The organism is Mediterraneibacter torques, from assembly GCF_044591705.1.
Lineage (GTDB): Bacteria > Bacillota > Clostridia > Lachnospirales > Lachnospiraceae > Mediterraneibacter > Mediterraneibacter torques.
Window position 1 is genome coordinate 278546 of the sequence record NZ_CP172594.1, and the last position, 12593, is coordinate 291138.

The 12593-nt window shown below is 42.8% G+C and carries 8 protein-coding genes and 2 pseudogenes; 9 read left to right on the forward strand and 1 reads right to left on the reverse strand.

Annotation, left to right across the window (positions count from 1 at the left end; all coding sequences use genetic code 11):
- Positions 1 to 37 precede the first annotated feature (37 nt).
- The 9 genes and pseudogenes from ACH9UM_RS01250 to ACH9UM_RS01290 all read left to right on the forward strand — a co-directional run bounded on the left by ACH9UM_RS01250 (position 38) and on the right by ACH9UM_RS01290 (position 12256).
- The gene (locus ACH9UM_RS01250; RefSeq protein ID WP_004847405.1) at positions 38 to 814 is read left to right on the forward strand and encodes a type III pantothenate kinase; all 777 of its coding nucleotides are present in this window, start codon (positions 38 to 40) and stop codon (positions 812 to 814) included.
- A complete protein-coding gene (dusB, locus tag ACH9UM_RS01255; RefSeq protein WP_004847407.1) occupies positions 811 to 1770 on the forward strand; it encodes a tRNA dihydrouridine synthase DusB in 960 nt (319 codons plus the stop codon). The genes ACH9UM_RS01250 and dusB overlap by 4 nt, the downstream gene beginning before the upstream one ends.
- Before the next feature lie 249 nt (positions 1771 to 2019).
- Positions 2020 to 8085, forward strand: coding sequence for a discoidin domain-containing protein (locus ACH9UM_RS01260; RefSeq protein WP_004847408.1), 6066 nt, complete (start codon positions 2020 to 2022; stop codon positions 8083 to 8085).
- Between the two features lie 371 nt (positions 8086 to 8456).
- Positions 8457 to 8942: a transcription elongation factor GreA gene (gene greA, locus ACH9UM_RS01265; protein WP_004847410.1), complete on the forward strand. Its 486-nt coding sequence runs from the start codon at positions 8457 to 8459 to the stop codon at positions 8940 to 8942.
- A gap of 161 nt (positions 8943 to 9103) precedes the next feature.
- Positions 9104 to 10585, forward strand: a pseudogene (gene lysS / locus ACH9UM_RS01270) (lysine--tRNA ligase); the annotation flags it as partial.
- Positions 10586 to 10964: 379 nt separating this feature from the next.
- Positions 10965 to 11228: a DUF6462 family protein gene (locus ACH9UM_RS01275; RefSeq protein ID WP_055297247.1), complete on the forward strand. Its 264-nt coding sequence runs from the start codon at positions 10965 to 10967 to the stop codon at positions 11226 to 11228.
- On the forward strand, positions 11218 to 11445 hold the full coding sequence (locus ACH9UM_RS01280; protein ID WP_302544732.1) for a DUF6462 family protein: 228 nt from the start codon (positions 11218 to 11220) through the stop codon (positions 11443 to 11445). The genes ACH9UM_RS01275 and ACH9UM_RS01280 overlap by 11 nt, the downstream gene beginning before the upstream one ends.
- Before the next feature lie 26 nt (positions 11446 to 11471).
- Positions 11472 to 11699 (forward strand): annotated as a pseudogene (locus ACH9UM_RS01285) (ParA family protein); the annotation flags it as partial.
- Positions 11700 to 11797: 98 nt separating this feature from the next.
- Positions 11798 to 12256, forward strand: coding sequence for a methionyl-tRNA formyltransferase (locus ACH9UM_RS01290; RefSeq protein ID WP_055297700.1), 459 nt, complete (start codon positions 11798 to 11800; stop codon positions 12254 to 12256).
- A gap of 56 nt (positions 12257 to 12312) precedes the next feature.
- On the opposite strand, the gene ACH9UM_RS01295 is transcribed toward ACH9UM_RS01290, so the two are convergent.
- Entirely contained in the window at positions 12313 to 12591 is a 279-nt protein-coding gene (locus tag ACH9UM_RS01295) for a helix-turn-helix domain-containing protein (RefSeq protein ID WP_400091734.1), read from the reverse strand.
- Positions 12592 to 12593 lie beyond the last annotated feature (2 nt).

The following is a 12593-nucleotide window of genomic DNA, read 5'->3' on the forward strand; positions in this document are numbered from 1 at the left end:
CGATGAAAAGATTCGGTACAGCGGGAGGAAGAAGACAATGCTTCTTACGATTGATATAGGAAATACAAATATTACAATGGGTGTGTTCGAGGAAGAGTTCCTGCTCGGTATGTTCCGTATGACGACAAAACGGGCGAGGACATCAGACGAATACGGATTCACCATATGCGGAATACTGGAGCACAGAGGAATCGACTCAAAGCAGATCGATTCGGTGATCGTTGCGTCGGTTGTCCCCGACATTATGCACTCTTTTACAAGCGGTATTATCAAATATTTAGGAACGGAACCGATGATCGTATCTTCTCAGACAGATACAGGAGTTCGTGTTGTGACTGAAAATCCGACGCGGACAGGACCGGACAGAATCGTCAATGCGGCAGCGGGGTATGCTATTGCAGGAGGACCTGCGATCGTGGTTGATTTCGGAACGGCTACGACGTATGATTTGATAGGTCCTGAATGTACGCTTGAAGCATGTGTGATCGCCCCGGGCATTGAAACGGCAGGACGTTCTCTGTGGGACGGAGCGGCGATGCTTCCGGCGATTCAGATCCGAAGACCGGAATCCGTGCTTGCATCGGAGACGATTAGCGGAATGCAGGCAGGACTTGTATACGGAGCGATCGGACAGACGGAATATATAGTAAAAAAAATGAAAGAAGAGTCGGGATATAAAAATGCCTATGTGATTGCCACAGGCGGGCTGGGTAAAATTATCGCCGATGAAACAGAATGCATAGATCTGTATGATCCACAGCTTACACTGAACGGCTTGCGAATGATTCATGAGAAAGTGCAGAAAAAAAGATGAAGAAGCTGAAAATAGGAAATGTAGAATTGGAAAACCGATACCTATTAGGACCTATGGCAGGGGTGACAGACCTGCCTTTTCGTTTGCTGTGCAAGGAACAGGGAGCGGGTCTTTTAGGGATGGAAATGGTTAGTGCAAAAGCAATTTTGTATCAAAATAAAAATACAGAGAAACTCATGGAAATACATCCAGAAGAGCAGCCGGTATCTTTGCAGTTGTTTGGTTCTGATCCGAAGATTATGAGCGAGATGGCGAAAAGAATTGAAGAACGTCCTTTTGCGATTCTCGATATCAATATGGGGTGTCCGGTACCGAAAGTTGTAAAAAACGGGGAGGGGTCTGCTTTGATGAAAAACCCCTCTCTTGTTTATGAGATTGTAAACGCGATCGTTAAAGCAATAGAGAAGCCCGTTACGGTAAAAATCCGAAAAGGGTTCGACGATGCGCATGTAAATGCAGTCGAAGTCGCAAGAGCGGCGGAAGAAGCGGGAGCGTCGGCGGTTGCGGTTCACGGAAGGACGAGAGAGCAGTATTATAGCGGAGAGGCGGACTGGGACATTATCAGGCAGGTGAAAGAGGCGGTTTCCATTCCTGTAATCGGAAACGGCGATGTCACTACACCGGAAAAAGCAGAAGAACTTGTTCAAACGACAGGATGCGACGGAATTATGATCGCAAGAGGCGCACAGGGAAACCCGTGGATCTTTTCGGAAATGATCGGCAAGGAAAAAAACGGAGTAACTCCGCCCAGACCTGATAAAGAGGCAATACGGAATATGATCCTCAGGCATTCAAAGCTTCAGATTCAGTATCGCGGAGAATTTGCGGGAATGCGGGAGATGCGCAAACATGTAGCCTGGTACACGAAAGGACTGACAGGAGCGGCAGATCTCCGGCGCAGAGTAAATGAGACAGAGACATTAGATGAACTGATGATGTTATTGGAAGAACTATGAAAATCTGCACAAAAAATATCCTTTAATATGTGAAGCGGCAAGATAAAAATAGTAAAAATGCCAAAAAGCAAAAACGACCTTACAAAAATGTTACGGTAATCTATACAAAATAAACAAAGTTTTGTATAATTTATATATTACGCATAGTAACATGGAGAAAAAGGTCGTTTTTCTTTATTTCGTTTCATGGAATATGCGTGAAAATTCAGAACGAAGGAGTGCTCCGGAACTATAGGGGCGAAAAAGTTTATGAAAAATCTCAAGTGGAAGAAAGCAGGTTCGGCAGTTCTTGCTACAGCTTTGGCAGGAAGCATGGTGTTGCCGGCAACAGCCTACGCACAGGGTGAGATCGTTCAACTGGAAGGGGGAACTTCGACGCAGACAAACACAGCGCCGGAGCAGGTGTTCCTTAACAAATACAGCGGAACGGTCAGAACGCAGAACTTCAACGATAACTGGAAGTTCTATTTAGGAGACGCAAGCGGAGCGCAGACTCCGGCATTTGACGACTCCTCATGGGATCAGGTGAACCTGCCGCATGATTACAGTATCGACCAGAAATATTCACAGAAGATGGAGGCGGAAAGCGGATATCTTCCGGGCGGTACAGGATGGTACAGAAAAAACTTTACTGTAGACGAGAGCCTGAAAGGTAAGAGAATCAGTATCGACTTCGGCGGCGTTTACATGAATGCAACTATTTATGTAAACGGTAAAAAGCTTGGTACACATCCGAACGGATACACACCATTCTCTTTCGATATTACAGATAATGTGAAGTTCGGAAAAGAAAACGTGATTGCCGTTAAAGTAGATCACCAGACACCGTCAAGCCGTTTTTACTCAGGAAGCGGTATTTACAGAGACGTAGACTTTGTTGTAACCGATACAGTTCATGTAGATAAGAACGGAACAAAGATTGAGACACCGGATCTGAAAGATCATGCAGATGGAAACAATGTTGCGGTAAAAGTAAAAACAACTGTTGTAAATGAATCCGAGAACAATGCATCTGTAAAAGTAAAACATACGATCTATCCGAAAAACGGAACGGCAGAGCAGGCGGTTGGGACATTTGAGACGGAAGTTGCGACTGTGGACAAAGGTAAATCAAAAGATGTACAGGCAGATTTTACTGTATCAGGCGTAAAGCTTTGGAGTACGACAACTCCAAATCTCTATACTGTGAAAACAGAAGTCCTTATGGACGGTACTACAGTTGATACATACGAGACAGATTATGGATTCCGTTATTTTGATTTCAATAATAATACAGGATTCTCTTTGAATGGTCAGAAGATGAAACTTCAGGGAGTATGTATGCATCATGATCAGGGCGCGCTTGGTTCGGTTGCAAATGACCGCTCTACAGAGCGTCAGGTAGAGATATTGAAAATGATGGGATGTAACTCTATCCGTGTGACACATAATCCGGCGTCAGACGAATTGATCGATGCATGTAATAAACACGGAATCTTAGTGATCGACGAGGCGTTTGACGGATGGGTAGCTCCGAAAAACAGTAACTCGAACGATTATTCTAAGTGGTTTAATAAAAAGATTGAAGACGGCAACGAGATCATGGGCGCTGCAGAGAACATGACATGGGCGCAGTTTGATCTTACAGCAATGATCGAGCGTGGTCAGAACGATCCGGCGATTATTATGTGGTCGCTTGGCAACGAGATGTGGGAAGGAACAGGCGGATACAGTGATGATTATAAGACTGCTCAGGACAACCTTGTGAAATGGGCAAAGGCGGCAGACACTACACGCCCTGTTACAACCGGAGATAATAAGCTGAAAAGTAATGAGACAGGTGCTATTACCCTTGGTCAGGAATTACAGAAAGCCGGTGGAATACATGGTATGAACTACTCTCAGGAGTGGAAAAATCATGCAGGAAAGACTCATTACGATATGATTCATGAAGCTTATCCTGAATGGTGTATGTATGGCTCTGAGACTGCATCGGCAGTTAATAGCCGAGGCATTTATAAAGGAATGGGTAGTCAAACAGATTATGGCGATTATGATCTGACATCCTATGATACATCGGCAGTTGGTTGGGGCGCTACGGCAAGCAGCGCATGGTATGAAGTAATCAAGCGTGATTTTATTGCGGGAGAATATGTATGGACAGGATTTGACTATATCGGAGAACCGACGCCGTGGAATGGAACAGGACAAGGCAAACCGGGTAATGCGTCGAGATGGCCTGCACCGAAGAGCTCCTATTTTGGAATCGTTGATACTGCCGGACTTCCGAAAGACAGCTATTACTTCTATCAGAGTCAGTGGAATGACAGCGTGAATACACTTCATATTCTTCCGGCTTGGAATGAAGAAGTTGTATATAAGAAGAGTGGAAATGATGTTCCGGTAGTTGTATACAGCGATGCAAAAAAAGTAGAACTGTTCTTTACTCCGGCAAGCGGCGGTGAACAGAGATCGCTCGGTGCAAAAGAATTTACAGAAAAGAAGACGACGGCAGGATACACATATCAGATGTATGAAGGAACTGGAAAGAGCAATACAGAACATGAGAATCTGTACATGACATGGATGGTTCCATATGAAGCCGGAACAATTACCGCAAAAGCGTGGGATAAAGACGGTAAAGAAATTACAGAGAATCTTCAGGGACGAACATCAGTAACTACAGCAGGTGAAGCTAAAAAATTAAAAGTTGATGTTGATCGAACAAAAATTACAGCAAATGGAGAAGATCTTTCTTATTTGACAGTAAGTGTTACTGATGATAAAGGAAATCTTGTACCGAATGCGGATAATAAGGTGACGTTTGAAGTCAGCGGTGATGGTGTGCTTGCAGGCGTGGATAACGGAAGACCTGTAGATCATCAGTCTTACAGAGACGATAACAGAAAAGCATTCAGCGGTCAGCTTGTAGGAATCGTTCAGTCTACAAAATCTGCCGGAACAATCACTGTGAAAGTGAAAGCAGAAGGAATGGAAGATCAGACGGTAACGATTACAACAACACCGTCTTCTGACAGTTCAGAGAGCAAAAAGGCGATCAGCAGCGTAAAAATGTCGAAGAGTTATTATGTTAAAGTCGGCAATCAGCCGCAGCTTCCGGGACAGGTAGAAGTTGTACTGACAGACAAGACAAAAACGACAGGCACAGTGACATGGGAGAAAGCGACAGCAGAGCAGATCGGTCAGGCAGGTACGTTCAGCTTAACGGGAACTGTTTCTGTGGAAGGTGTTGAAAAAGCAGAGACGGTGTCAGTTAATGTCAATATGATTGATACAGTAGCAGCGCTTTTGAATTACTCGACAACAACATCAGTCGGAGTAGCGCCGAGTCTTCCGACATCAAGACCGGCAGTAATGGAAGACGGAACTGTTCTTACAGCCGCATTCCCGGTAAAATGGGAAGCTCCTGAAAAAGGATATGATGCAGAAGGAATCGTGAACGTAACAGGAACGGCAGATGTGTTTGGTGAATCTATGCCGGTTACAGCTACAGTTCGCGTTCAGGAAGCAGAATATACAGTAGGTAATAACGTTGCAAAAGAAGCGATGACATTGTCGCAGGATATCCCACAGGAGATGCAGTCTGATGATCTGGAAGCAATCCGTGATGGAAACAGAACAGTAGACGGAAATCAGGGCGGTAATACAAACTCTACAATGTGGAGTAACTATAAAAACAGCAAAGATGCCAAAGACAATGATGCTGATATTACATTCCAGTATGCGACACAGCAGATATTTAATCAGATTAAGATTTTCTTCAGATCTGACAGCCATGCAGCATCTTATCCAGCAGATAATACGACAAAAATATATGTTTCCGAAACAGGAGAAGAGGGAACTTGGACAGAAGTAACAGCAACAGAGTCACATCCAGAGGAACTCCCTGCGATTGGCGTCGTGGAATATACATATGATTTTGTTCCGACAAAGGCTGTATTTGTAAAAATCCATGTTGTAAATAATCCGGATGCAAGCGGAAAAGGCGGCGGATTTACATGTACGGGAATTGTAGAAGCAGAACTGTATCTTGCAAATCAGGCTGACTTTACAACAAACACAACAGCAAAACTTGAGAGTCTGAAGATCAACGAAACATCTGCTCCGGCAGAAGTACTTGCAGCAGGTGCAGGAAGTTGGGGAACGAAAGAAGTTGAAGCAAAAACCGTAGAAGCGGTTGGAGCAGACAATGCGGCAGTTACAGTTCTTCCGACATACGAAAATGCAGTACGCATTATTATCGAGTCAGAAGACCATAAGACAACAAATACGTTCGTTGTAAATTTGGACGCTGACGCAACAGATGATTCAAAAGATTACGATAAAGCAAAGATTACTTCAACGGTTGGAAGCGCACAATCCGGAAATGAAAAGGAGAAAGCGTTTGACGGCGATACGAATACATTGTGGCATACCCAGTGGAATAATACAAATCCGGCAGAAAGATGGATCGAGATGGAACTTGAGGATGTTCAGAATGTAATCGGTTTAAGATATCTTCCGAGACAGAATGGCGGACAAAACGGTATCGTTAAAACATATAAGATTGAAGTGAAAGCCGCAGAGGGAGACGAATGGAAAGAGGTAGCCGTTACAGAAGGAACAAAAGTGTGGGCAGTTGACAACACATGGAAGATGGCAAAATTCGAAACTCCGGTTCAGGCAAAATATATCCGCTTCAGTGGTGTAGAGACACATGATGACCAAGGCGGAAACAAGTGGATGAGTGCTGCTGAAATCAGAGTGAAAGTAACAAAAGAAGAAGTAGTGCCACCGACAGCAACAGAACTTTCATTGAAAGCACAGCCTACAAAGACGGCGTATGCAGTCGGCGAGAAATTTGATCCGGCAGGACTTGTTATTGGCGTGAAATATTCTGATGGAACAGAAAAAGAGGTCGCTTATGGACAGGATAACGCAGGAGAATTTACATTTAATCCGACACTTAGTACAGCTTTGACAAAAGATTATACAAAAGTAGAAGTTGGATATGCAGGTTTGAAATTAGATGTTAACATCACAGTATCTGAATCAGAACCAGTTATACCGGAAGCTCTTGAAGTTGTAAGCGCACCGGCAAAAACAGAGTATGAAGAAGGCGAAATGTTCAATCCGGCAGGACTTTCTGTAAAAATAAAATACAGTGACGGTTCTTATGGTGATGAAGTTGCATACGGAACAGCAAATGCGGATCAGTTTACATTTAACCCGACGCTTGATACAGCACTGAAAACAAGCGATGAAAAAGTGACTGTAACATATGCTGAGAAGACGGCAGATATCAAAATTAAAGTAAACAAAAAGACACCGGTAGTACCGGAGAACCCGACGGTAGAAAAAGTTGAGATTAAAGCAAATCCGGCTAAGACAGAGTATAAAGAAGGCGATAAATTCGATCCGACAGGACTTGTGCTTACAGTGAAATATGACAAAGGCGAAGATAAAGAAGTAGCTTACGGCGATGCAACAAAAGCAGACTTCACATTCATCCCAAGCCTTGACACAGCACTGAAAACAAGTGATGAGAAAGTAACAGTAACATATGCAGGCAAGACGGCAGAAATCGGTATTGAAGTGAAAGCTGACACACCGGTAGAGCCGGAAAAACCGACGGTAGACAAAATTGCCGTTAAGAAAGTGCCAGCTAAGACAACTTACAAAGCAGGAGAGACATTCGATCCGAGCGGACTTGTTCTTACAGTAACGATGTCAGACAAGACAACAAAAGAAGTTGCATACGGAAACGAAACAGCAAAAGATTTTGTATTTAACCCGACACTTGATACAGCACTTACAGAAGGTATGAACAAAGTTGATGTAACATATGCCGGCAAGACGGTAGACATCGGTATTGAAGTGAAAGCTGACACACCGGTAGAGCCGGAAAAACCAACGGTAGAAAAAGTTGAAATTAAAGCAAATCCGGCTAAGACAGAATACAAAGCAGGAGAGACATTCGATCCGACGGGAATGAGTCTTACAGTAACGATGTCAGACGGAACAACAAAAGTTGTTGCATACGGACCGGAGACGGCAAAAGATTTCTCCTTTAATCCGAGTCTTAATACAAAACTGACAGCGGATACGAAGAAAGTAACAGTAACATACGGCGGACAGTCGGCAGACGTAGCTGTATCGGTGAAAGCAGATCCGTCAGAGGATAAGAAACCGAATACAGAGAAACCGGACAAAGGCGGAGCGGTTCAGACAGGAGATAACTTTAACGTAACGCTGCTGATCGGACTTGTAGTTCTTGCAGGTGCGGTTGCAGGCGGAGCGGCTCTGACAATCTTCAAAAGAAACAAAAGAAAATAAGCCTTATCCGTAAATAGTACGGAAAAATGCAGGGCTGCCACTTAGTGGCGGCCCTGTTTGCATTGGAGCGGCAATGAACGAAAGACAGAAGGATCAAGACCTTGGAAAGCCGCCTGTAATCCCGGAATGTGTCTTTGGGAACTTACGGTAATTCCGGCATAACGCTGTATTGTTAATAAGCGCTATATTTTCTGCGCAATATCATGTAAAAGCTGTCTTGTTTACGCCAAAAACCTTGACATTAATGGGGTTGATGGTTATAATATTGAAATTGTGAAATAAACTAAAAGAGACAGCGTGCAGGGACAAGTTTTCCTGTCGGGAATAGACAAAAAACAGTGAAAAAGAATGACAGAAAAGGAGCGTTATCAATGGCGGAGGCAAAGAAAAGATTACTTACTTATGCCGGATTAAAGGCACTTGAAGATGAACTTGAAACTCTTAAAGTTGTCAAACGGAAAGAAGTTGCAGCTAAGATCAAAGAGGCAAGAGAGCAGGGAGATCTTTCCGAGAATGCAGAGTATGATGCGGCAAAAGATGAACAAAGAGATATCGAAGCGCGTATCGAAGAACTTGAAGGCATCCTGAAAAACGCAGAAGTGGTTGTTGAAGATGAAGTTGACTTTGATAAGATCAATGTCGGATGTACGGTAAAGGTATTTGACATAACATTCGATGAAGAGATGGAATTTAAAATTGTGGGATCAACAGAGGCAAACAGCTTGGTAGGAAAGATTTCAAACGAGTCTCCGGTTGGTCAGGCATTGATCGGAAAAAAAGTGGGAGATACGGTAAGCGTAGAAACACAGGCGGGAGAAATCAAGTACAAAGTGCTTGAAATCAGCCGTTCAATGTAAACAGATGATTATAAACAGACCTCTTTTTAAGAGGTCTGAATTCGCATGTATGGGAATGTTTTAAAGAGGCGAAAAAGGCAGATAAAGAGAAAAAAAGCGTAACGGAATAATAAGAGATAAAGCAAAACAGAGAAAAGTTATCCGGGAAAGGAGATAAGAAAGTGGCACAGGAGCAGAAGAATGTACAGGAACAGGATCTGAATCAGTTGAGAAAGGTACGCCGTGAGAAACTTGCAGAGCTGCAGGGAAGCGGAAAAGATCCGTTCGTGATTACAAAATATGATCAGACACATCACAGTGTAGAAGTAAAAGAAAATTACGAGGAGCTTGAAGGAAAGCAGGTTTCCATCGCAGGACGTATGATGTCAAAGCGAGTAATGGGAAAAGCATCTTTTTGTAATGTTCAGGATTTAAAAGGAAATATTCAGTCTTATGTAGCAAGAGACAGCATCGGTGAGGAAAATTATAAAGAATTTAAGAAACTTGATGTCGGTGATGTGATCGGAATCGAAGGAGAGGTATTCAAGACAAAAACAGGAGAGATTTCCATTCATGCATCTCATGTAACACTTCTTTCCAAGAGTCTTCAGATTCTTCCGGAGAAGTTCCATGGACTGACGAATACAGATATGCGTTATCGTCAGAGATATGTGGATCTTATCATGAATCCGGAAGCGAAAGATACATTTATCAAACGTTCTAAGATCATCAGTGCGATCCGCAGATATTTGGACGGCGAAGGATTTATGGAAGTGGAGACTCCGATGCTTGTTGCAAATGCCGGGGGAGCTGCGGCAAGACCGTTTGAGACACATTTCAATGCTTTAAATGAAGACTTGAAACTGAGAATTTCTCTTGAACTTTATCTGAAACGTCTGATCGTCGGAGGTCTTGAAAGAGTGTACGAGATCGGTCGTGTATTCAGAAACGAAGGACTTGATACGAGACATAATCCGGAATTTACATTGATGGAGCTTTATCAGGCATATACAGATTATAACGGAATGATGGATCTTACAGAAAATCTTTACCGCCATGTGGCACAGGAAGTTCTCGGCACAACGAAGATCGTTTACAATGGCGTTGAGATGGATCTCGGAAAACCGTTTGAACGTATTACAATGGTAGATGCCGTGAAGAAATATGCAGGCGTTGACTGGAATGAAGTTAAGACTTTGGAAGAGGCTCGCAAGCTTGCAGACGAGCATCATGTAGAATATGAAGAGCATCATAAGAAAGGTGATATCTTGTCATTGTTCTTTGAAGAGTTTGCAGAAGAACATTTGATTCAGCCGACGTTCGTAATGGATCATCCGATCGAGATTTCACCGCTTACGAAAAAGAAACCGGAGAATCCGGAATATACAGAGCGTTTCGAGTTCTTTATGAACGGCTGGGAAATGGCGAATGCATATTCAGAGCTGAATGACCCGATCGATCAGAGAGAACGTTTCAAAGCTCAGGAAGAACTTTTGGCACAAGGTGACGAAGAGGCAAATACAACAGATGAAGATTTCCTGAATGCACTTGAGATCGGTATGCCGCCGACAGGAGGTATCGGATTCGGTATCGACAGAATGTGTATGCTTTTAACAAACAGCGCCGCGATCAGAGACGTACTGCTTTTCCCGACGATGAAGTCGCTGAACTAATGTTCGATTGCGGTCAACGGGTAAGATTATCCAATCAGCAAATGTAGCTCCATGGATAGACATGGACTTACATGAAATTACCCGGACCCGTAAGGATTTAAATGACGTTGTATGGATTATAAAAAAATAGGAAATGGAGTCCTATGGATTCCTGACTATTTGACATTATTTGTCCAAAAAGAGTTAAATATTGATTATTTTTGAGGAGCATTTTCAAGAATAAGGTGTTTGAAGGACACTTCACTTTTGGTAGAAATACCAATTGGGAGTGTCCTTTTTGTTTTGCAAAAAAGCACGTCCTATTAGCACCTGCGAAAAAAGAAATCCATAAATTCATAATTTAAAGGATTTCCAACACAAGGAGGAACTGATGAGAAAAAGAAAAGCACAAGCACCTGATCTGGAAAAGTATCTAGATGGGAAAGGGCGTAGATTTGTAAATTATGCACAGGGTGCAAAACTCTATGACGTATCCTACTGGTCTTTTGTCAGAGCAGCCAAGGAGGCACAATCCAATTATCCGATAAGAAAAACAGCGATTGTGGATCTGAATATTCTGGAAAAGTTTTTAGAGGAAAATCCACAGGTTGTTGCCAGATTGGAAGAATCAAGGAGGAAGCGACATGAAAAATAGGAGAAAGAAGATTCCAGAATTGGAAAAAATGGTTCAGACAGGGAGAAAAAAGTTTGTACGTTATGAGGAAGGCGCAATGCTTTATTCCATGGGATTGCATTCATTTCAGAATTTGGCGAAAGATGCCGGAGCCGTATATCACGTAAAGAGGATTGTGCTTGTTAATTTGGATATCATTGATGAATATCTGGAAGCGTTTAGAGACGAAGATTTTTAACAATATAACGACAGGAGGAACGAATAATGTGTAAAGTAATTTGTGTTGCGAATCAGAAAGGCGGAGTTGGAAAGACAACAACAACCGTAAATTTAGGAATTGGACTTGCAAGAGAGGGAAAGAAAGTATTATTGATCGATGCAGATCCGCAGGGAAGCCTGACAGCCAGTCTGGGATATGTAGAACCGGATGATCTTGGGGTTACTCTGGCGACAATTATGATGGCAGTAATCAATGATGAAAGGGAGGAACTGTTGCCGAGTGAGAAGTAATAGAGCTTTCTATGCTTGTATACTTGACTAGAAACTGCTAAAATAATGTGCGAACCAATATTTACGGAGGATAAGGAATTATGTGTGAAGAAAATGTAAAAGTTGAAGAAACAGTAGCTGAGACAGCAGAAAATACAGAGGAAGTAACAGAAGCAGTTGAAGAAAAAGCGGATGCTGTAGAGATAGAGCCATTATTTGAAGAGTTTGTTGATTTTGACACATTCAGCAAATCTGATTTCCGTGTTGTAAAGGTTAAAGAATGTACTGCAGTTAAGAAGAGTAAGAAACTTCTGCAGTTTGTACTGGATGATGGTACAGGAACAGACCGTATCATTCTTTCTGGAGTACATGCTTTTTATGAGCCGGAAGAACTGGAAGGAAAGACACTTCTTGCTATCGTGAATTTACCACCGAGAAAAATGATGGGAATTGAATCTTGCGGTATGCTTTTATCTGCAATCCATAATGTCAACGGAGAAGAGCAGTTAAATCTGGTAATGCTGAATGATGCAATCCCGGCGGGAGCAAAACTGTACTAATAATAAAAAAGAGAGGCAGCGGAGAGATCCGTTGCCTCGTTTCGGTCTTACGATAGTTAATCTAATTCAGATGCCAGTTCGTGCATCCAGAAAGATGCAGCTTCGTACTCCCTGGGTTCAGAGAGAACAGGGACTGTGAGAATTTCAATTGGTACACCCAGCGTAGATGCAAAAAGTTTTAAAAGATCTTCTTTGGGTGTACGGATATCGCTTTCATACTGAGCAATCCGGACGTCGGCGCAATTTTCAGGGAATCCCATGGCTATACCGAGTTCTTTCTGGGTGAGATGATTTTTCTGTCGTAAGTGTTTTAGTTTTCTTCCAAATGTAATCATAG

What these genes read in the sequence shown, in the direction of transcription:
- ACH9UM_RS01250 (WP_004847405.1), top strand. Translation starts at nt 38, where the DNA reads ATGCTTCTTACGATTGATATAGGAAATACAAATATTACAATGGGTGTG.
- dusB (WP_004847407.1), top strand. Translation starts at nt 811, where the DNA reads ATGAAGAAGCTGAAAATAGGAAATGTAGAATTGGAAAACCGATACCTA.
- ACH9UM_RS01260 (WP_004847408.1), top strand. Translation starts at nt 2,020, where the DNA reads ATGAAAAATCTCAAGTGGAAGAAAGCAGGTTCGGCAGTTCTTGCTACA.
- greA (WP_004847410.1), top strand. Translation starts at nt 8,457, where the DNA reads ATGGCGGAGGCAAAGAAAAGATTACTTACTTATGCCGGATTAAAGGCA.
- ACH9UM_RS01275 (WP_055297247.1), top strand. Translation starts at nt 10,965, where the DNA reads ATGAGAAAAAGAAAAGCACAAGCACCTGATCTGGAAAAGTATCTAGAT.
- ACH9UM_RS01280 (WP_302544732.1), top strand. Translation starts at nt 11,218, where the DNA reads ATGAAAAATAGGAGAAAGAAGATTCCAGAATTGGAAAAAATGGTTCAG.
- ACH9UM_RS01290 (WP_055297700.1), top strand. Translation starts at nt 11,798, where the DNA reads ATGTGTGAAGAAAATGTAAAAGTTGAAGAAACAGTAGCTGAGACAGCA.
- ACH9UM_RS01295 (WP_400091734.1), bottom strand. Translation starts at nt 12,591, where the DNA reads ATGATTACATTTGGAAGAAAACTAAAACACTTACGACAGAAAAATCAT.